This window comes from Bacteroidales bacterium (genome assembly GCA_018334875.1).
Lineage (GTDB): Bacteria > Bacteroidota > Bacteroidia > Bacteroidales > UBA12077 > JAGXLC01.
The window spans coordinates 1-19,903 of record JAGXLC010000057.1 but is presented as its reverse complement, the minus strand read 5'-3'; the positions used below and the strand labels follow the sequence as shown (position 1 = coordinate 19,903).

18 protein-coding genes are annotated in these 19,903 nt (G+C 48.1%); 9 read left to right on the top strand and 9 right to left on the bottom strand.

All coding sequences use genetic code 11. The features are described from left to right. The 7 genes from KGY70_07060 to KGY70_07030 form a co-directional block, all read right to left on the bottom strand. A partial coding sequence (locus KGY70_07060) for an MgtC/SapB family protein (protein MBS3774926.1) occupies positions 1-127 on the bottom strand: 127 nt, incomplete at its 3' end. Positions 128-154: 27 nt separating this feature from the next. After that, positions 155-619 carry a hypothetical protein gene (locus KGY70_07055; GenBank protein MBS3774925.1) on the bottom strand — a complete coding sequence of 155 codons (465 nt, stop codon included), beginning with the start codon at positions 617-619 and terminating at the stop codon, positions 155-157. 192 nt (positions 620-811) lie between these two features. After that, positions 812-4,315: a PAS domain S-box protein gene (locus tag KGY70_07050; protein MBS3774924.1), complete on the bottom strand. Its 3,504-nt coding sequence runs from the start codon at positions 4,313-4,315 to the stop codon at positions 812-814. Positions 4,316-4,453: 138 nt separating this feature from the next. Beyond that, positions 4,454-6,067 (bottom strand): Gfo/Idh/MocA family oxidoreductase, encoded by a 1,614-nt coding sequence (locus KGY70_07045; GenBank protein ID MBS3774923.1) that lies wholly within the window; start codon positions 6,065-6,067, stop codon positions 4,454-4,456. Between the two features lie 31 nt (positions 6,068-6,098). Next, positions 6,099-6,584, bottom strand: coding sequence for a DoxX family membrane protein (locus KGY70_07040; protein ID MBS3774922.1), 486 nt, complete (start codon positions 6,582-6,584; stop codon positions 6,099-6,101). A gap of 135 nt (positions 6,585-6,719) precedes the next feature. Beyond that, complete coding sequence (locus KGY70_07035) at positions 6,720-8,195, bottom strand: M28 family peptidase (protein MBS3774921.1); 1,476 nt, start codon at positions 8,193-8,195, stop codon at positions 6,720-6,722. Between the two features lie 120 nt (positions 8,196-8,315). After that, on the bottom strand, positions 8,316-9,389 hold the full coding sequence (locus KGY70_07030) for a beta-propeller fold lactonase family protein (protein ID MBS3774920.1): 1,074 nt from the start codon (positions 9,387-9,389) through the stop codon (positions 8,316-8,318). Positions 9,390-9,968: 579 nt separating this feature from the next. Between KGY70_07030 and KGY70_07025 the strand changes: the two genes are divergently transcribed. The 9 genes from KGY70_07025 to KGY70_06985 all read left to right on the top strand — a co-directional run bounded on the left by KGY70_07025 (position 9,969) and on the right by KGY70_06985 (position 18,029). After that, positions 9,969-11,369: a chorismate-binding protein gene (locus KGY70_07025; GenBank protein MBS3774919.1), complete on the top strand. Its 1,401-nt coding sequence runs from the start codon at positions 9,969-9,971 to the stop codon at positions 11,367-11,369. Positions 11,370-11,380: 11 nt separating this feature from the next. Continuing rightward, complete coding sequence (locus tag KGY70_07020) at positions 11,381-12,028, top strand: aminodeoxychorismate/anthranilate synthase component II (protein ID MBS3774918.1); 648 nt, start codon at positions 11,381-11,383, stop codon at positions 12,026-12,028. Positions 12,029-12,045: 17 nt separating this feature from the next. Beyond that, on the top strand, positions 12,046-13,041 hold the full coding sequence (gene trpD, locus KGY70_07015) for an anthranilate phosphoribosyltransferase (protein MBS3774917.1): 996 nt from the start codon (positions 12,046-12,048) through the stop codon (positions 13,039-13,041). After that, complete coding sequence (locus KGY70_07010; GenBank protein ID MBS3774916.1) at positions 13,038-13,892, top strand: indole-3-glycerol-phosphate synthase; 855 nt, start codon at positions 13,038-13,040, stop codon at positions 13,890-13,892. The genes trpD and KGY70_07010 overlap by 4 nt, the downstream gene beginning before the upstream one ends. Beyond that, a complete protein-coding gene (locus KGY70_07005) occupies positions 13,861-14,511 on the top strand; it encodes a phosphoribosylanthranilate isomerase (GenBank protein ID MBS3774915.1) in 651 nt (216 codons plus the stop codon). Before KGY70_07010 ends, KGY70_07005 begins: the two co-directional genes overlap by 32 nt. Further along, entirely contained in the window at positions 14,492-15,682 is a 1,191-nt protein-coding gene (gene trpB / locus KGY70_07000; GenBank protein MBS3774914.1) for a tryptophan synthase subunit beta, read from the top strand. The genes KGY70_07005 and trpB overlap by 20 nt, the downstream gene beginning before the upstream one ends. Then, positions 15,679-16,473: a tryptophan synthase subunit alpha gene (locus KGY70_06995; protein MBS3774913.1), complete on the top strand. Its 795-nt coding sequence runs from the start codon at positions 15,679-15,681 to the stop codon at positions 16,471-16,473. The genes trpB and KGY70_06995 overlap by 4 nt, the downstream gene beginning before the upstream one ends. After that, the gene (gene aroF, locus KGY70_06990; protein MBS3774912.1) at positions 16,454-17,476 is read left to right on the top strand and encodes a 3-deoxy-7-phosphoheptulonate synthase; all 1,023 of its coding nucleotides are present in this window, start codon (positions 16,454-16,456) and stop codon (positions 17,474-17,476) included. Before KGY70_06995 ends, aroF begins: the two co-directional genes overlap by 20 nt. Positions 17,477-17,675: 199 nt before the next feature. Continuing rightward, complete coding sequence (locus KGY70_06985; protein MBS3774911.1) at positions 17,676-18,029, top strand: hypothetical protein; 354 nt, start codon at positions 17,676-17,678, stop codon at positions 18,027-18,029. A 64-nt stretch (positions 18,030-18,093) separates the two neighbouring features. Here the strand turns inward: KGY70_06985 and KGY70_06980 are convergent, their stop codons facing one another. Together KGY70_06980 and KGY70_06975 are read right to left on the bottom strand one after the other, a co-directional pair. After that, on the bottom strand, positions 18,094-18,978 hold the full coding sequence (locus KGY70_06980; protein ID MBS3774910.1) for an aldo/keto reductase: 885 nt from the start codon (positions 18,976-18,978) through the stop codon (positions 18,094-18,096). Between the two features lie 421 nt (positions 18,979-19,399). Further along, the gene (locus KGY70_06975; GenBank protein ID MBS3774909.1) at positions 19,400-19,639 is read right to left on the bottom strand and encodes a hypothetical protein; all 240 of its coding nucleotides are present in this window, start codon (positions 19,637-19,639) and stop codon (positions 19,400-19,402) included. Positions 19,640-19,903: the final 264 nt, after the last annotated feature.

The following is a 19,903-nucleotide window of genomic DNA, read 5'->3' as shown; positions in this document are numbered from 1 at the left end:
CAACGATCATATTGGTTTTGATCCCTGCCGGTTTATTTGTTTTTTCCCTTTCGTAACCGATTACTCCTCCCAAAAGGGAGGCAATAACTACATGAAGCAGGATTCTTAGTTCATACATAAGTTCCATGCGGGGGATTTTAAGGTGATTTATTTATTACTGATTTTTGGCTTTATAGATGGAATCCATCAACGTTTGGAGTTCACTTTTGTACTGTTCATTGAAGATATCGATGTTCCATTTATCGCCGATGGTCTTTGGAACCAGGTTGGATTTGTATTCCTGCTGGTTGTAATAGAGCTGTGTATTATAATCCTCTGATTTAAGAGCCTTAAGATCATAAAAATTGGATCGGATGCTTGACAGGATGGTGATGCCCAGATCATCCTTCATCTTTTTGTTTCTATTGATCAGTATGTTGTGTTGGTCGTTGAGCTGCTTGATTTGCTTTCTTAGGGAATCGTTTTGTTGGGTTTGTTGAATGTATTTCTCCCGCCAGAAGTTTTCCTGCTGTTGTTCAATGCTATAGATGATTCCTCCCCCGATCAGCAAGCCGGCCAACAGGGAGGCAGTGATTTTAATCCAATGGTTTTTCAGAAGCGTCCGGATTTTCTTCAGCATATTCAAATCTTATTATCGGTGATCAATTTACGGTAAGCAATATTACAAAAATAAACTCAAAACCTGCCGGTATTATTTTACAATCTTCTCATAGAGTTCAGGTGAGCTGGTTGATAATTTGAAAACGAAATAAGGGCCGGGAATTCTGCATCTTATTAACGACCAGGCTTTTTTGTTGATAAAGAAGCCCTGTCAGGTCAGATAGCGCTTGAGGATGGTCAGCAATTTGTCTGCATCAATTGGTTTGGCCAGGTAATCGGTGCAACCGGCCTGAAGGCTTTTTCCGCTATCTTCAGCCATAGCATAAGCTGTTTGAGCGATGATTGGAATCGACTCATTGTGTTTGTTAATCTTTCGGGTGAGCTCAAGTCCATTGATATCAGGGAGGCGAAGATCCATGAGTATCAGGGAAAGCTGTTTTTTATGTTTTTTAAAGAGGTTCAAACCCTGTTCACCATTTTCTGCATTATAGATGACGGCTCCGGTAGGGGTAAGTATTTCATTGGTGAATTGCCTGCTAACGGGATCATCTTCTACCAGCAGGATCTTGCGTCCTGAAAACACACCGGTGTAGTCGTTTTGGAATTCATAGATTCTGTTTGATGCAGGTTTTTCCTCTATCGCAGGTTCATAAGGCAGGGTAAACAGGAAGCGGGCTCCTCTGCCTTCTTCCGATTCCACCCATATTTTTCCTCCCAGCATTTCCACCAGGTTCTTGCTGATGGATAATCCAAGTCCTGTTCCTGAATGGCCTTTGGCAGGAGGCTCCTCTGCCTGCCTGAAGCGGTTAAAGATCAGCTTCTTGTTATTCCCGGATAAGCCCGGACCTGTATCCTCTACAAAAAACTGTAAGGTATTGCTTCCGGCAGGCTCATAACCAAATGTGATGGTACCCGATTCAATAAATTTAACCGCGTTGCTCAGCAGGTTGGTAATGATTTGCTTCAAGCGCAGCTGGTCAGAATAAATTGCTGAGTGCGCATTGCTGAATGCTTTATTTACCTGGAGCCGGATGGAGGCTTTACTTTTGTTTTCCAGCTCCCCTTGATAGATCTCAAAGAGTTCATCGAACAGGTTGTTCAGGTAGAAGCTGTTTTTATGGATTTGGAGCTGGCCCGCTTCGATTTTGGAGATGTCAACGATGTCATTGATCAGCTGGAGCAGGTGTTGAGAGCGTGAATCGATGATGCTGAGAAATTCCTGCTGTTTGTTTTTCGAAAAATCTTTATCCTTTAAAAGTTTAGTGAATCCTACGATTCCATTCATGGGGGTTCGTATTTCATGCGACATATTGGCCAGGAATGCAGATTTGAGCCGGTCGCTTTCCTCAGCTTTCTCTTTTGCTTTAAGCAATTCCCTCTCAGCCATCTTACGCTGGGTAACATCCCGCATGATCCCCATCACCGTCACCTCATTATTCGACTTCAGGGAAACGGTACTCAATTCGACATCCTTAAGTTCGCCCGCCTGTGTATATAGTTGCATTTCATAGCGGTGGGGTATGTCCTCGTTCCTTTTTCTCGCTTTATATCTCTGAGAAACAATTTCTTTGCTTTTTTCTGTGAGCAAAAGATAGAAATCAAAATCGGGGGAGGTGAGTTGACGGGCTGAAAAACCCGTAATATCACAAAACCGCTGATTCACATATTCGAAATGTTTGCCGCGGGTCAGATAGATCCCGTCAAAAGCATTCTCCATGAGGGTGCGAAATTTTTGTTCGCTTTCCATCAGGGATACTTCCATACGGGATTTGGTTTCCCTGAGTTCAAGGTTATACAGGGCAAATCCGATATCATGTGCCATCTCTTCGAGCAAGGCCAATTCCTTGGGATCTTTGGTGATTTCTTGAGGTAAGGTGACATTGAGAATACCGAAAAGCTTATAGCCATGTATCAAGGGTAAACTGATGGTTCTGGTCTCCTGGTAGTGATCGGCGAGGGGGCAGTCGCGGCATTGGGGGGAGTCTTTGGGAACGAAGACCTGCTTATTTGCCATTACTTCCTTCATGCATTCGGGCCTGTAGCCCTTTTCGATCTGCTTTCTGAATGAGGTAAAATCTTTCCTCGTCCTGGATTCCCGGGCCATATGAACATGGTTTTCTTCATCCAGCAATGCCACCCAGGAATTGGTGAAGTTTCTGGTGCTGGTAAGAATTTCACAAACCTCCTGGATAAGGACAGCCCTGTCTCTTTCTTTAATAATCAGTTGATTGATTTTTCTAATGGCATCCAGAACCGTGTTGAGATGATCAATGCGTTTTTCGTTATTTTTTCTGAGTGTGATGTCCTCCATGGTGGTTATGATGCCGGATAGTTGGTTGGAAGCGTCGAATAGGGGAGCTGCATTGATTTGCAGCAATTTTGTCTGAGTGCTGTCTTTGTAAAGGGCACATTCTATTCCATAGACGGGGCTCCCTGTTTTTTTCACCCTTTCACGCGGGAGTTGTTCCCTGGGAAAGAGATTGCCATCGAGATCGGTGATTTCCCATCGGGGGTTATCGTAATGGGTTTGATCCTGCTTTTTTTTGGTCAGATCCAGCACCTGTTCGGCTCTCTTATTGGCATATACGATGTTTCCTTCGGTATCCATCAGGGCGATGCTTACCGGGCTGGTTTCAGTTATTTGTTGTAGCTTGTTGCGTTCCCGGCGCAAGGCTTCTTCTGTCTGTTTGACATAGGTACGGTCGTAGATGGTACCCTGAAAGGCTTTGACCTGGCCCTGATCGTCGTAAACCGGGATAGATGTGATCAGGGCGTGAATGATTTGCTGGTCTTTGTTGACCAGGTCTACGGGGTATTCTTTTGTAAAGCCGCTGGACAGGATCTGATCCAGGTGTTTTTTTCTGTCTTCGGGTCTCCGGTAGATCCGGGTGACGGGGGTTTTCTTCAGGCTCTCTTTATCGGGATATCCCAATAGCTCAACGGTGGCATCGTTCATATCCAGCCATTCACCCTGGGGAGAAGTGATGAAAACCGCATCCCGGGATGTGAGGAAAAATTTGCGGTATCTTTCCTCACTTTCGGTGATGGTTTGGAGGTTTTGTTTCCTCTCCCTGATGTATCGGTATAGGAGCCAGCCGGTGATGATGGTTATAAGCAGTATGGCTCCTAATATTGAAGATTGTAAAGTTCGGAAACGGTGGAGCTGGCTGTTCATTATTTTCTGAATTGCCTGCTTTGCCTGATTGGCTTGATGTTCTACCTGGTGGTAGGTACGGTTAAATTTTTCATGCAGCAGGAAGGAGTGGGTGGAGTTGCGCAGTGCAGCAGCCCTCATTTCTGCCAGTTCCCTGAATCGTTGTTGTCTTTTCAGCAACTTCTTCAGCCTCGAGCGGATGGAGGTGTCCTGAACGGTAAGGAGTTGTCCTTTGTCTGTTTGGTTTCCCTCAAGCATGGTCCGGGTATATTGACTGGAGCGGTCCAGGCTGGCATACACCGAATCGATCATGTTTTTGTTACCGGAAGCTATAGCTTCTTCCATCCACAAATGGGTGAGGGTGGCTTCGTGTTTGATAGTCATGGTGGCATCGATCAGTGGTGCGTACCGGGATAGCATGCGTTGCCCTGTCTTTTGAGAAGATATGATGCCGATGATTAAAACTACCAGAATGGTTCCCAGCAGCAGGAAGAGCTGGAAAGAAAGGGGAGATCTATGGCTAGAAATATTCCGGTGTTTCAGGAATCGTTTGGGTCGCATGGATGGTCAATGTTCAATTTGAACCGGGCCGGCTTAAATCTAATTTGGGTATCAGGATTTTGGCTAATATATAAAAAAATGCAATACCGGCAAAAAATTGCTTATTTCGCGGTTTATAGATGACCTGCTACAGATGCATCAAACAATTTGCTGGTTTGTTGCATCCCAGTATACCTTGCGGTTTTCTTTATAGGATAGGGTAGACATATGAGCTGTGATGGCCTCTTCAAAACCCCGGTTGATGTTGCAGCTGGGTTGCTTGCCGGTCCGGATGCCATGGATCCACTCGGCCAGGTGCAAGTGGGTGGTATCGACTCTTTTGCCACCGCGGTAGGTATAGAGCAGTCCCCGGCCGGCGAAGTATTTTTCGGTGGCAGAGGTTACCGCATCTACCCCTTTCTTACCCGGTACATAGGAATAGATCGGAAGGGAAGGATCGATGATGCCCTTTTCTATTTTTTCTTTGTACCGGGTGGACCGGGGGTCGGCATATATTTGGAGGGTATTTCCCAGCTCCATATAACCATCGTGGCCCATGATCACTTTGCCCCGGTCTTTCCGGCTGGCCAGGGTAGCGCTGTAGAGCAGGGTTAGATCTCTTTCGGGGTATTCATAGGCTACCTGAAGGGTATCGGGAACGGTGCGTCCGTCCTTGTAGTGGTAGATACCTCCGGAAGCCATGGCCGATCGGGGGATACCCAGGTGCATGATCTGGTTGAGGGCATCGTACTCATGGGTCAGCAGGTCGCCGGACAGGCCGGTGCCATAGTCCCACCAACACCGCCAACGGAAGAAACGCTCTTTGCTGAAGGGGTGGTTGCTTGTGGGTTCAGTAAATTGCTGCCAATCGATGGTTTGTCTGCCGGCCCTGGGATGGATCGGGTATACCCAGGCGCCAGTCGGAGAATTGCGGTTGGTGGTCACCTCAATGAGGTTGATGTTGCCCAGCAGTTTTTTGCGGATGGCTTCCTCCGCCTTGAGGTAACTTTCGGTCTGCCGGTTCTGGTGGCCCAGCTGGAAGATGATGTTGCTTTGGTGCACGGTTTCTCTGACCTCAAAGGCTTCCTGCACGGTGCGGGTCATGGCTTTTTCAACATATACATGCTTGCCGGCCCGGGCGGCATCCATAATCATGCGGGCATGCCAGTGATCGGGTGTGGCAATGACCACGGCATCGATGTCGTTGGCAGACATCAGATCTTTATAACGCCGGTATCTTTTGGGTGCTTGCCCCAGGGATCCATTGCTGCCTTCTCTTCCCTGGTTGGCTCCCGCCTTAAGTGCCCGCTCGGCGTGAACATCAAAAATATCACAGATGCCATTGATGGCCACATTCAGGTCGGGTTGGCTCATGTATTGTTCATAGCGCTTGTCCTTTGAGTCCTTCATGGCAGCCTGTTTCCAGGTATCGATCACATCCGGGTGGGGAAAGCCCAATGCCCGGACCAGATGCTCCCCCCTGCCACCATACCCTATGATGCCCAGTCGAAGCCTTTCACCGGTGGCCTTTCCAAAGTATACAGGGGAAGGTGTGTTCCGGGACATGCTTGTTTCCTGCAAAATATTTTGCCTGAGAAAATTTTTGTATCTCTGTTTGCGGAAGACACCATATGCCAGTGCACCCAGCACGGGAAGGGTTGCCAGGGATTTCAGGACATCACGCCGGGAGAGGCCTTTTTTACCTGCCTGCTCTTGTTTATTAGTTGATTGGCCTGTGTGCCCGGATGGTTTGTTAGAATTTTTCTTTGACATGTTGAGGGGGATTTAATGGATGCTGCGCGGTTCAATAATTTTTTTTCCATATAAGCCGGTCCAGTCCCAGGCGTTTGCCGGTGGGGAAAACAAGCAGTATAGCAAGGGCGAAGATTTCTATCAGGGTTTTATTGACCCACAGGTAATTGCCCTCGGTGGGCATGGCATAATCGGCTCCTATTAAAGGCGGATGAGAAAGATAGTAGAAGCTCAGCAGAGCGATACCTGCGATGGTGGCCGTGCGGGTCATAAATCCCACAATCAGCCCGGCACCAATGGCAATCAAACCCCAGATATTAAGCTGGTCAATGATAAGCAGCAAGTCGGGATGATTGGGTATGGACTGAAATACTCCTGCAAACCATCCACCGGAATCCAGCAGGTAAGGGGCCGAGGACCAGCCGGGATTTATCAGCTTGGCAATGCCTTCATAGAGGCAATACCATCCCATTAGAAGACGCAGAATAACAAGAATGGAAAGTTGGGACCTGGAATAGTGAAGGGTATACTTGCTCATGGAGTATTGAATTATTTACCGGTTGAAGAATTTGCAAATAATTTGCAATAATAAAAAAAAAACAGGAAAAATGAGAAATGGCCTCCGGCATAAGCCGAAAGCCATCGTTTGAATGGTTATTGGTTTGGTCGCTTCTTAATGATTGGCCATCCGGATCACAGACATAAAGAGCATCCGGGCCATCTCTTCCATGATCTCAGGGGTGATCCTGTCCACATCATCGCCCGGTTGGTGATATATTGAGGGAGCCCCGTAGGCATAAAAGCTCAGTATGGGCACACCGGCCTTCATGAAACGGGCGGCATCCAGGCGGGGGCGGGTGATGTTAAGAAAGGAGGAAGGATTCAGGTGCCGGTGGATGTATTGTTCATTGACATCCCTGAAAAAGGTGTATCGCCGGGGAAAATTTTTGCCGGCGGTTACACCGATCTTGTTGCCTACACCCACACCATCGAGATTAAGCAATGCCCATGTCTTTTCCAGGGGAAAGGAAGGATTCTGCAGATAAACCCTGGAACCGACAATCCCCTGCTCTTCTGCACCGAAAGACAAAAACATGACCGATCTTTTCATTTGGATGTTATATTCGGAAAGCGCCCTGGCAACGGCCATCATCACGGCCACTCCCGAGGCGTTGTCGTTGGCTCCTGGAATGAGCTCCCAGCATCTGCCCAGGTGGTCGAGGTGGGCACCTATGATGATCACCTCATCTTTCAACCGGGGATCACTCCCCTCCATATAACCGATCACATTGCTGCCCCTGCCGTTGGGGAAGTGCTGTGTGTTGTTGGTGATGGTGAATGTCTTGCCAGTAGGAAAAGAAACGGGCTGCAGATTGTCCCTGATGGAATCGGTTACTTGCTGGTGAGAACGACCCGTGCCGGCAAAAATATCCTGCACCACTGTGTCTCCCACATGGGAATAGATGAACCCCGGTTCAAATGCATTGTTGGGATTTACGATGGGGCCGTAATTATACAGCATGCCTGCGGCTCCGTGCCGGACGGCATTCTTCAGCTTATAGGAATGGTGGGAATAGGGCTCCCACTTCTTAAACAGGGTGGTGTCATCTTTGGGATTGAGGGGCACTTCCCGCTCCATCAGCAGGATCTTTCCCTCCACATCGATCCCCTGATAGTCATCATATCCCAATTCGGGGGCTGTAATGCCGTATCCGGCATAAACCACCTCGGCTTGTACCGTACCGGAATCAGAAGTGGCGCCGGGAATGAACTCGCTCACATAATCATAATGCTTGAGAATTTCGCCACCGTTTTGGGGAAGATGAAGCGTCACCCTGCAACCTGGGAAAACCCGGGTGTAGGGAATATCGAAATGCTGGAGGTAGCCTCCCGATGGCGCTTTTCCCTCCACGCCCCACCCTTTTAAATGACGTATCAGCCACTGGGCGGATGAATCGTAGCCTGGTGTACCGGTTAACCGTCCCCCGTACTTTTCAGATGCCATCTCCTTGACATAACCCAGCAATTCATGGCTTGAGATGCTTTTCATGCCTCTGATTTCCGGCGAGTCATTATATTCCTGGGATAGTCCCCTAAAAAAACTAAGGCTTAACACGACAGTGACTACAATGGATACATATGGCTTCATGGCGAATCATTTTGGTTTTACACCACGAAAGATAGTAATTTTCCTTCGAAAAAACGTAAGGAAGGAGTTGCGCAAGGGTTTCAATGCAGACTCATGGCTGGTAATGGCCTGGCCTGGATACTATTCCGGAAGGAGGGGTGAGAAGTTGATTCCATCTGGTTCTTTGCCAGCCTCATAATGCCCGCGGATCGTGAGCTTCCCGAGATCGATCACCGTTACCACATCGGAGCGGGTATTAGAGATATAGGCAGTTCGGTTATCTGGCACAACTACGCCTATGGGAACAGAAGTGCCTTCGAACTCGGAGAAGTAGCGTTGAGGGTCTTTATCTTCCGGTACCGGTGGGCGCATCTGTATTTTTTTGATGAGTTTTTTGTTGTTGGCATGGAAGATGGCTACATCTCCGGATTGTGCATTGCTGACCACGAAATACCTTCCATTGGGAGAGAATTTGGCCCTGATGGGAAAGTCTCCACAGGAGAGTGTTTCGATGCGTTCCAGGCTTTTTGCGTCAAATACAGCAAGGGTATTGTCGGCCCGGTTGGTTACCCAGACTTCCTTGCCGTCGGGTGAGACGGCAAGGCCTTCTGCGCCCTTTCCGCTGTAAAGCTGAGCAAGCCGTTCACCACGGGGTAAACTGAATACTGTTACATCACCGCTGCGGATGCTGGATACAAAAGCACGCTGGCCATCGGGCGTTACAGCTACCATATGCGATATTTCCCTGCGGGTATCAAGGGCCTTTAATATTTCTCCCTCCTTCACATCCACCACAAGCAATTTTTTACTGCCTTCGGTGGTAACCAGGATCTTTGAAGTGCCTGGTATCCAGTCTAATCCGTGAGGCCGGGTGTTTTTGCCGAGCTCGATGGTTCGTGCCTGGCTAGCCTGCTTCACATTATAAACGGATAGTGTATTGCCGGGATTTTCCCGGTCGCCATAATTGGCTACAACTGCCCAACGTCCCCCGCCGGAAACTTCTACTTCATGTGGCTGCACGCCCGTGGGCAGAGTTGTTATGGTTTTGCCTGTGGAACGGTCAATAAATGAGACGGTGTTGCCGCTTTTGTTGCCCACCACGATCGTTCCCGACTGGCCATACATATGGAGAGAAGAACCCAGCAGAAAAATGCTTGTGAGGGCTAATAATGCAAAGAATGATCTGAGGTTGCCTGTTATCCGGATGATTTTCATAGTTCAGCGTTTTACATGATGATTCCTGGGCAGGTTGTCGCAAAAGTTTAATCTCTATTGGTTCATTTCTCTATTGGAACATTTCTATGTATTGGTATATTTTTATGTATTGGTACATATTTTTGAGGAAAAAGTTCAGGGGTTCCTACTTTTTTCAAACAGATTATCCTGTTGTATAAAGTGGTTTCATATAATATTTTATACGATTTCGGCAAAAAAGTTTTTGGGAGGGGCTTGCAGTTTTATCATTTTTTTTTCTATATTTGCCGACAGAGTGAAAAGCGATTTATGAAGACCAATATGTTTAATATCAATAGCTGGTGGTGGCACCGCAACATCCCACGAAAACCGTGAGAGAAGCGTGCTATGCCTGATAAAATAAAAAAAAGGCCCACCGACTCCCGGTGGGCCTTTTTTTGATATAACTCAATATAGAATGAAACGAGCGAACAACATATTAGAAAAATGGTGGTGGCCTGAATCGCTTACGCAATACCCGTGAGGAAGGCTGCCTGTTATTGATTATAAACCCATCCGGCAATTCCCGGGTGGGTTTTTTAATTTTAAAATCCCTCGAAAATGAAGAGAAAAGTCGTTACCAAACATCAAACCTTGCTGGCCGACAGCACCACCCCGGTAAGCATCTATCTGAAGCTTAGAGACCTGTATTCAGGGTCCGTTCTGTTGGAGAGCTCCGACTTTCATCACCTGGAGAACTGCTTCTCCTATATTGGTTTGGAGCCTATTGCCGATTTCATGGCTGATGAAGAACAAATCCTTACCCGGTATGATGGGGAGCAGGGGCAAGTCCGGCCATTAAACAGCTCTGAAGCGATCCATCAATCCTTAAGAAAATTTATGGATTCATTTGAATTTATAGAAAACGATGGACACCCCAACGGTTTCTTCGGGTATATGAACTTCGAATCGGTGCGTTTCTTCGAGAAATTGCCGGAGAGTAAGCAGAAACCGGGAGAAATGATTCCTGCCGTACGCTATCATTTATACCGGTTTGTCATTTCCATCAATCATTTCAATGATCAACTAACGATTACGGAAAATTTATTCCACGGTCAGGAGAGCCAACTGGAGCAAGTGCTTTTTCAGATCAAAAACCGGCCCATCGTAAATTACCCTTTTCATACCCCGGGGCATGAGGAGGCCAACATGGAGGATGGGGATTACAAAGGTCTTGTTTCCCGGGCTAAAGAACATTGTCAGCGGGGCGATGTGTTTCAGCTTGTTTTATCCCGCCGGTTTACCCGGGGCTTCAAAGGCGATGAATTCAATGTGTACCGGGCGCTTCGTTCAATCAATCCCTCACCCTATCTGTTTTATTTTGAGTTCGGTGATTACCGGATCATGGGATCATCCCCTGAGATGCAGATTAAAACGCAGGGCAGGCAGGCTATAATCAATCCTATTGCCGGCACCTTTCGCCGTACCGGCAATGATCAGGAGGACAAAAAGCTGGCCGCACAATTGATTGAGGATGAGAAGGAAAATTCTGAACATGTCATGTTGGTGGACCTGGCCCGCAATGACCTGAGCAAATCCACCTCGGAGGTGCAGGTGATTAAGAATAAAGAAATACAGTTTTATTCCCATGTATTGCATATTGTCTCGACAGTAAGCGGTAAGATGAATGATGCAAAGGATGGGGTACAGGTACTGGCCGATACCTTTCCGGCGGGAACATTAAGCGGTGCACCCAAGATCAGGGCCATGGAGCTGATTGACCAGTATGAACCGGAAAAACGTAATTTCTACGGAGGCTGTATCGGCCATATAGGCATTGACGGCAGCATCAACCATGCCATCACCATCCGTTCCTTTTTAAGCAGGGGCAATATGCTGCATTATCAGGCCGGAGCCGGTATCACCAATCAATCCGACGAAGAGAACGAACTGGCAGAAGTGGATAATAAACTGCAGGCATTGAGAGATGCCATTGAGCAAGCCCAGGTCATTAACATGTAAATTTTAATACTATGAAGATACTTGTTCTGGACAACTACGATTCATTTACCTACAACCTGGTACATCTGGTTGAAAGCGTATCGCCATACAAGGTAGATGTAGCCCGCAATGATGAACTTTCTCTCTCTAAAGCCCGTGAATACGACCGGATTATTCTTTCTCCCGGTCCGGGTATTCCCGATGAGGCAGGCACGATGAAAGAGCTGGTCCGCGAGCTGGCTCCCTCTAAAAGCATCCTGGGCGTGTGTTTGGGCATGCAGGGCATTGCTGAGGTTTTTCATGGGAAGCTTTACAACCTGGAAAGGGTTTATCATGGTATATCCTCAACCATCCGGGTGGTTCATGAAGACGAACTTTTTAGGGGCCTGCCCGGGGAATGGGCGGCGGGAAGATATCATTCCTGGGCCCTTGACCCTGCGCAGCTCCCGGAAGAGCTGGAGGTCACAGCCGTTGATGAAACGGGCATTCCCATGGCATTGCGCCATAAGCGATACCGGGTAAAAGGGGTTCAATTCCATCCGGAATCGGTGATGACCCCTCATGGTGCCCGCATGATCTCCAACTGGCTGGGATGCCAGCAGCCAGCTATCCATATCCCGGGTAAAGACGATGAGCACTTTGAGATCGATCCACTTCGGAAGGGATATCTTTTTTGTTGAATCTTAAAACGGTAACAATGAAAACAACCCTGGAAACATTATATGCGCACAGACATTTAACCAAGGAAGAGGCCTATACCATTCTGGTAGAGCTGGCAGGTGGCATGTACAATCACTCCCAGATGGCTTCTTTCCTGACCGTATACCGGATGAGGAACATCACGGTTGATGAGTTGAACGGATTCCGTGAGGCGATGTTGCAACTGTGCATCTCTCCTGATCTGAGTGAGTTCAACACCATTGATCTGTGCGGTACGGGTGGGGATGGGAAGAATACCTTTAACATATCCACTCTGGCTTCTTTCGTGGCGGCAGGTGCCGGACTGAAAGTATCGAAGCATGGGAATTACAGCGTATCCTCTTCCTGTGGTTCCTCCAATGTGCTTGAATATTTCGGATACCGCTTTTCGGGTGATTCCGATAAACTCAGGAGGGAGTTGGATCAGGCCAATATATGCTTTCTGCATGCCCCTGTTTTCCATCCGGCGATGAAGAATGTAGCGCCGGTGAGAAAAGACCTTGGAGTAAAAACTTTTTTTAACATGCTGGGGCCACTGGTCAATCCAACCCGGCCGGCCAACCAGCTGGTAGGGGTCTTCAGCCCGGAGATATGCCGCCTTTACAATTATCTATACCAGGATGTAGGGGTGAACTATACCATCGTCCACAGCCTGGATGGCTATGATGAGCTTTCTCTGACCGGCCCGGCCCGGCTCGAATCTTCCGCCGGCAGCCGGATCCTTTATCCCGAACAGCTCGGGCTGAACCGTTATGCACCGCAAGAGATCGAGGGCGGGAAAGATATCCCGGCTTCGGCCGCTTTGTTCAAAGACATACTGGAAGGCAGGGGCACTCCAGCTCAGAATGATGTGGTGGTTGCCAATACAGCCCTGGCCATTCAGGTGTATCATCCCGAAAAAAGCATGGAAGAGTCTGTGGAGGTAGCCCGTGACTCGTTAACGAACGGCAAAGCACTGGAAACATTTACACAGTTAATGAAGATGCAATCATGAAAACATTCGACAACATCCTGAATGAGATCTATGCCCATAAAGTCCGGGAAGTAGAGGAACGACGTTCCCTTTATCCTCCCAAATTGCTGGAGCGTAGCATCTATTTCCCAACCCAACCTGTATCCCTGAAAGACTATATTCGCAATGAAGAAAAGTCGGGTATCATCGCTGAATATAAAACCCGTTCTCCTTCCAAAGGACTGATCAATGAATACGCCGGGGTGGCCCAGGTAACACTGGGATATATGCAGGCGGGGGCCTCGGCCTTGTCAATACTCACCGATCACAAGTATTTTGGAGGATCACTGGAAAACCTAAAGACAGCACGCAGAGAAAATTACTGTCCCATCTTGCAAAAAGACTTCATTGTTGAGGATTATCAGCTCCTTGAAGCCAAAGCCTATGGGGCGGATGCCATCCTGCTGATAGCTGCCCTGTTGTCCAGGCGTCGGATAAGTGAACTGGCGGGTTTTGCCCGCGAAATGGGACTGGAGGTGCTCCTTGAGATCCATGATGAATCCGATTTGAAAAAAATCCATTCCAAGGTGGACCTGGTTGGCATCAACAACCGGAATCTTAAGACCTTCGACGTGCATACCGATCATTCCCTTCAACTGGCCCACCGGGTGCCGGATCATTTTATGAAAATAGCTGAAAGTGGCATCCATCATCCTCAAACAGCCTATCAATTGCTAATGGGAGGTTTCGATGGGCTGCTGATAGGCGAGGCCTTCATGAAGCATCTGCGTCCCGGGAAAGCGTGCGCAAATTTTATCAGACAATTAAAATCATTGGATCATAAGCAAAACCCATCAAGCTATGAAAATCAAGGTTTGCGGATTGAGAGATGAAAAAAATATCCGCCTTTTGCTGGAAGCCGTATTGCCCGATTACCTGGGGTTTATTTTTTATGAACCTTCTCCCCGTTATGCCGGGGAGATGTTGAATGTTAGTTTTCTTCAACGCATCAGAGGAAGCTTCAAAAAAACCGGTGTGATTGTGGATGCTTCTCTTTCCACGGCAGAGTTGATTTCCAGCAAATACGGGCTGGACGCCCTGCAGCTGCATGGCAATGAGTCTGCTGACTTTTGCGCCTCACTGGGGAGCCTGGGGGTAGAGATCATCAAGACATTTCAACTGAGCGAATCCTTTGACTTTCATGTACTGGAGGACTATGCACTGGTATGTGATTATTTTCTTTTCGATACCCGGGGGGAACAACCCGGAGGCAATGGCGTGCAGTTTAACTGGGAATTGTTGGAGAAGTATCAAATGTCCGTGCCTTTTTTTCTGAGTGGAGGTATAGACGGGCAGGATGCGGAGTCCATTGCTCAGATCCGGCATCCTGCCCTGAGGGGAGTGGACGTGAACAGCCGGTTTGAGCAAAGGCCAGGATTAAAGGATGTTCGTAAAATTAAGCGATTTACAAACCATTTAAATGAATATTTACATGCCGACAGAGACATATAAGGTAGATCCTCAAGGCTATTACGGCAGATATGGGGGAGCCTATGTTCCCGAGATGCTGTACCCGAATTTAGAGGAGTTGCGCAACCGGTACCTGGAAATAATGGAGGACCCGGGATATCGCGATGAGCTGCATACCCTGATGAGGGATTTTGTAGGGAGGCCTTCCCCCCTTTACTATGCCAGCAGATTGTCGCAGCATTATTCGACTCATATCTATCTCAAGCGGGAAGATCTGAACCATACCGGAGCCCATAAGATCAACAATACAGTTGGCCAGGTTTTGCTGGCCGAGCGATTAAATAAGAAGCGCATCATTGCTGAAACGGGAGCCGGCCAACATGGTGTGGCAACGGCTACGGTGTGTGCATTAAAAGGATTGGAATGCGTGGTTTACATGGGTGAGACCGACATGGCACGACAAGCCAGGAATGTAGCTCAGATGCAGCTGCTGGGCGCCAAAGTGGTCCCCGTCACCTCAGGCAATAAAACCTTAAAAGATGCCACCAACGAGGCGATTCGGGATTGGATCAAGAACCCTGGCACGACGCATTATATTATTGGCTCTATTGTGGGTCCCCATCCTTATCCCGACCTGGTAACCCGTTTGCAGGGGGTCATCAGTCACGAACTGTGTAAGCAGCTGGAAGAGCGGACAGGGAATGCAAATCCCAATAACATCGTGGCTTGTGTGGGAGGAGGAAGCAATGCGGCAGGCATCTTTTATGATTATTTGGAACAGCAGAAGGTAAGGCTCATTGCGGTGGAAGCCTCCGGCATGGGGATCAACAGTGGAATGACTGCTGCCACCATGCAGAGAGGCAAAGCGGGAATACTCCATGGCAGCCATACCCTGGTCATGCAAGACGACGATGGCCAGGTTACCGAACCCTACTCCATTTCTGCCGGTCTGGACTATCCGGGGATCGGACCTGTGCATGCTCATCTGCGGGATATCGGCCGGGTAGAGTTTCTGTCGGCCAGTGATCAACAGGCATTAGAAGCGGCCAGGCTTTGCATGCGCCTGGAAGGCATTATACCGGCCCTGGAATCGGCACATGCCCTGGCGGCTCTCGGGGAACTTTCCATGTCGCCACACGATGTCACTGTAATGAACCTCTCAGGAAGAGGGGATAAAGATTTGGACACCTATCAAAAACGACTCAAACCATGAACAGACTGGACGAATATTTGAAAAATAAGCCCAATGACCTGCTTTCCGTTTATTTTACGGCAGGATACCCCCACCTGAACGATACGGTTCCCATCCTCGAGGGACTGGAAAAGCACGGAGCGGATCTGATTGAGATAGGTATGCCCTTTTCGGATCCCATGGCCGATGGCCCCGTCATTCAGAAAAGCAGTGGTGTGGCCCTGAAAAACGGCATGAGCATTCGGGTTCTCTTTCAGCAACTATCGGATATCAGAAAAACGGTTTCTATACCCCTGGTATTGATGGGTTATCTGAATCCCGTGTTCCGTTTCGGGATGGAGAAGTTTTGTCAGCATTGTAACGAAGCAGGTATTGATGGGGTCATTCTTCCCGATATGCCCCTTGAAGTATATGAAAAGGAATATGCGGATTTGTTCGCCGAGTATGGCCTTTACAATATATTTCTGGTTAGCCCTACCACGTCTGACAACCGGCTAAAGAGCATTTTGCCGGCCTCGCAAGGCTTTGTTTATATGGTTTCATCCTCTGCCACCACGGGCGATCAGATTGATGTACAAGCCCATATGGAATACCTGAACCGCATCCGGGCTATTGACTCTGGGTTGCCTGTGCTGATGGGGTTTGGTATTGACAACCACCAGAAGTTTCGGCAGGTATGTGCCCATGCCAACGGCGGGATTATTGGTTCGGCTTTTATCCGGGCACTGGAAAAAGAGGGGCCGCTTGAGGAAAACATACGATCATTCATGAAAGAAATAAAATATGGCCGGTATGATTATTCAGCTAAATAAAAACATTCATGAGGAAGAAAAGGATTATCTGGACAACCTTTTGAAAGATCATCGCTTCAATGTGAAAAGGGTTCACACCCAGTTGGGGGATTATATTATTGCGTTGGGGAAGAAAGACATTGACATTCGCTCCATTGGCAACCTGAAGGGGGTAGAAGACGTGCATGCGGTACATGATGATCACCATCTGGTATCGGCTAAATGGAAGACGGAGTCTACTCGCATTGTTTTGGATGAGCATACCGTGATCGGGGGCGACAACTTCAGCGTGGCAGCAGGACCTTGTTCGGTGGAAAGTGAGCAGCAGGTGGAACAGATCAGCGATTTTCTTCAGTACACAGGGATAGGGCTTATGCGGGGAGGTGTATTTAAGCCGCGCAGTTCACCGTATTCCTACCGGGGTGCGGGCATTGAAGGCCTGAAGTATTTTTCCAGTATATGCCATGACAAGGGGATTCAAGTTGTTACAGAGATCATGCAGGAAGAGATGATTGATTCGATGTACCCCTATGTCGATGTTTTTCAGGTAGGCGCGCGCAACTCGCAGAATTATAATTTGCTGGATGCCCTGGGGAAAATCGATAAACCCGTCCTTCTGAAACGGGGGCTCTCGGGGACGCTGGATGAGCTTCTTTATTCGGCTGAATATATCTTTTCAGGGGGTAATGAACGCATTATTCTTTGTGAGCGGGGGATACGGACTTTTGAGAAATCCTACCGCAATACCCTGGACCTGAACGCGGTGCCTCTGCTCAAGGAGAAGACCCACCTGCCGGTGATGGTGGATCCGTCTCATGGCACGGGTATACGTGATCTGGTGGAACCTATGGCCCTGGCCAGCATCATGAGCGGGGCCGACGGGATCTTGATCGAGATCCATGAACATCCCCCCAGGGCCATCTCAGATGCTCAGCAGACGATTTCGCTGGCGCAGATGCAATCCCTCCAGGGGAAGATAGAACGGACCCTTCAGTTGCGCCGGCAATTAAGAGAAGAAGGTTAAGCCCCTTCCCTGACCGGCAGGTGAAGGGAGCGTACGTCCATGATGGCGGGTGTAAAGCGCCTGATAGATGAAATTTTTGGTGGTGTTTGTTCCGATGGATTGATTCTTTTATTTTGTTAGATGCTAAAAAGTACAGTTGGGTCGTTATGTAAAGTATCTGTTTTTATGTCTAATGAATCGATACCAAAACCGGACCTCCATGAAAAGATGGATTTTTTTGCCACTGCTTACTCTGTTCGCATTATTTTCTTTAGCTGATGAACCGCCTGCCACCTATCAACAGTTCAGGGCTGAATTGGTAAATCTGGAGATGGACCAGGCCCTGCCGGCTGATAGGCAGGCCGGCCTTAAGCTTCGGTTGTCCCGCCAGGCCAAGATTTGGATCGGGGTAGGCACCGGGGTGGCCACTACGGCAGTAGCCGGTTATTTTTTTATCAGGGGCCAGCGCAAGCAATATCAGGATGCCCTTTTGATCGGCGGGGCTGTTTACCTGCCTGTTATGGTGGTACTGACCCTGAGTGACGAGAAAAGGCGGCGGGGGCCCTATGGTTAAACCTTCTCACTGGTTTTTACAGGGGAGCAGCATCAGGCGAACAATGCCCTGGAGTAGTTCACTGTTATGGGCGTTCTTTTGTATGCTCGTTGATCTCCCTGAAGCTGGCCATGGCCACGGCGGAGGTGTCGACGAAATCATGTTCAAGTACCCAGCGTACGGCTCCTGAGTAGCTGGCCTGATCACCTTTTAGAAGGGCATAAGGTCCGCCGGAGCAGGTTTTCATGGCCACGATGCCCATACCGTTTCGATGGGCTTTCTGCATCAACTCTACCAATGCAGGTTGATTCCAGGAGGTGCTCCAATCGCTTTGGGAATGCTGAAAGGCTCCTGCCGGATTGAAAGGGACCATGGCCACGTCAAAGAAATGGTCTTTGTTGGCTTCTCTTAAAACTTCCACATGATTGATATGAGAGGAAAAGCCGCAGGCCCGGATGGCACCCCGCTGTTTCATCTCCGAAAAAACCTTGCGGATCGTTTCATTGCGGATGATCTCTTCCTGGCGGACCCCGTGCAGCAACATCACATCGATGTAGTCGGTTTGAAGGGCTTTCAGACTCTCCTGAAGGGAGTTTTCCATCTGTCTTCTTATCTCCTGCCTGTCGGATCCATTGTCCACGCTTACTTTCATCTTGGATTGGATCACATACCGGGAGCGGATTCCCTTGAGCGTCTTTCCGATCATCACCTCATTCTGGCCGTGGGCATAGGAGCGGCCGGTATCCAGGAAGGTGATGCCCCGGTCGAGCGCAGCGCGGAGTACAGCTGGCTCCTGGGTTCGCGAAGCACCCATTCCTAATGGTGTGACTTTAACTCCTGTTTTCCCCAGTTCGCGTGTGCCAGGTAAGGTGAGTTTATTTGAAGCCAGGCTGAAGGCCTTTGGAATGATCCCGATGCCAAGCGCTGTAAGCAGTGACTGCTGGAGGAACTTTTTTCTGGTGATCTTCATGGTGGGCAACGTTTTGGATAAAAAAATATAAAGAGTGAAACCACTCAATCCTTGGTGGATGAATGAATTACTACCGGGAATAAAAGTAATTCAATTAGATGATTTATCAAAAGCTATCTGTATAAAATAGAAGGATCAGATCTTATTCCTCCAGATAAATTTCTTGTTTTTCTTTACAGATGAAATCTGCATGCACGAATCTTCGCAACAAGGGCATGAATAAACATGCGGGTCCCATGGCGGGGTAATACAACACTAGGTTATAATTTAATTAAAAAAATTGATTTTCAGCATTCTATTTTTTTGCAAAATATGCATTTCCTTCAAGTCATTGTGGAACCTGCATGTTACAATCATTTCCTTGTTGTATAAGTTATTGCATGCGGGTTACATTAGAATTCATACCTTGTACAAAGCGGATTTAAAATACGTGTTGCGTAAGCCCCAATCTCTGGGGATGTCTTTGTGCTCCCGGTATCTGTTCAAAATGAAGGAAGCCCGGAACAGGCAGGTTGCCCCGATATACAATACCTGCAGCTCCAGCCAGTTCATCAGACCCAACTGCTTCTGCATTGCTGGCAGAGTCCTGCTTTGGCTCATCAAGCCTTTGACTTCGATGCCATACCACCACCAGCCAAAATATTTGCTTTAACTCATCCATTGGTGATGCGATTTCAACCAAACATTTTCTTCTGGTATGATCTAAAAAATAATCTGATTTGTAAGGTTCTAAATTCATGTTTGGAAAAATATAAAGTATATTTACCACATCGTAAATTTTTAAATATGCAGGTTAAAGTTACAAGGAAGGATACAAAGTTTCTTCCTGATTCCGGCAGGGTGATAGCCCGTTTTCTTTATACTTCCGATGAAAGAAGCAAGGATATTATTCGCACAGTATTGGCCATGTCTGAAGAAGAGACAA

What these genes read in the sequence shown, in the direction of transcription:
- KGY70_07055 (MBS3774925.1), bottom strand. Translation starts at nt 619, where the DNA reads ATGCTGAAGAAAATCCGGACGCTTCTGAAAAACCATTGGATTAAAATC.
- KGY70_07050 (MBS3774924.1), bottom strand. Translation starts at nt 4,315, where the DNA reads ATGCGACCCAAACGATTCCTGAAACACCGGAATATTTCTAGCCATAGA.
- KGY70_07045 (MBS3774923.1), bottom strand. Translation starts at nt 6,067, where the DNA reads ATGTCAAAGAAAAATTCTAACAAACCATCCGGGCACACAGGCCAATCA.
- KGY70_07040 (MBS3774922.1), bottom strand. Translation starts at nt 6,584, where the DNA reads ATGAGCAAGTATACCCTTCACTATTCCAGGTCCCAACTTTCCATTCTT.
- KGY70_07035 (MBS3774921.1), bottom strand. Translation starts at nt 8,195, where the DNA reads ATGAAGCCATATGTATCCATTGTAGTCACTGTCGTGTTAAGCCTTAGT.
- KGY70_07030 (MBS3774920.1), bottom strand. Translation starts at nt 9,389, where the DNA reads ATGAAAATCATCCGGATAACAGGCAACCTCAGATCATTCTTTGCATTA.
- KGY70_07025 (MBS3774919.1), top strand. Translation starts at nt 9,969, where the DNA reads ATGAAGAGAAAAGTCGTTACCAAACATCAAACCTTGCTGGCCGACAGC.
- KGY70_07020 (MBS3774918.1), top strand. Translation starts at nt 11,381, where the DNA reads ATGAAGATACTTGTTCTGGACAACTACGATTCATTTACCTACAACCTG.
- trpD (MBS3774917.1), top strand. Translation starts at nt 12,046, where the DNA reads ATGAAAACAACCCTGGAAACATTATATGCGCACAGACATTTAACCAAG.
- KGY70_07010 (MBS3774916.1), top strand. Translation starts at nt 13,038, where the DNA reads ATGAAAACATTCGACAACATCCTGAATGAGATCTATGCCCATAAAGTC.
- KGY70_07005 (MBS3774915.1), top strand. Translation starts at nt 13,861, where the DNA reads ATGAAAATCAAGGTTTGCGGATTGAGAGATGAAAAAAATATCCGCCTT.
- trpB (MBS3774914.1), top strand. Translation starts at nt 14,492, where the DNA reads ATGCCGACAGAGACATATAAGGTAGATCCTCAAGGCTATTACGGCAGA.
- KGY70_06995 (MBS3774913.1), top strand. Translation starts at nt 15,679, where the DNA reads ATGAACAGACTGGACGAATATTTGAAAAATAAGCCCAATGACCTGCTT.
- aroF (MBS3774912.1), top strand. Translation starts at nt 16,454, where the DNA reads ATGATTATTCAGCTAAATAAAAACATTCATGAGGAAGAAAAGGATTAT.
- KGY70_06985 (MBS3774911.1), top strand. Translation starts at nt 17,676, where the DNA reads ATGAAAAGATGGATTTTTTTGCCACTGCTTACTCTGTTCGCATTATTT.
- KGY70_06980 (MBS3774910.1), bottom strand. Translation starts at nt 18,978, where the DNA reads ATGAAGATCACCAGAAAAAAGTTCCTCCAGCAGTCACTGCTTACAGCG.
- KGY70_06975 (MBS3774909.1), bottom strand. Translation starts at nt 19,639, where the DNA reads ATGGATGAGTTAAAGCAAATATTTTGGCTGGTGGTGGTATGGCATCGA.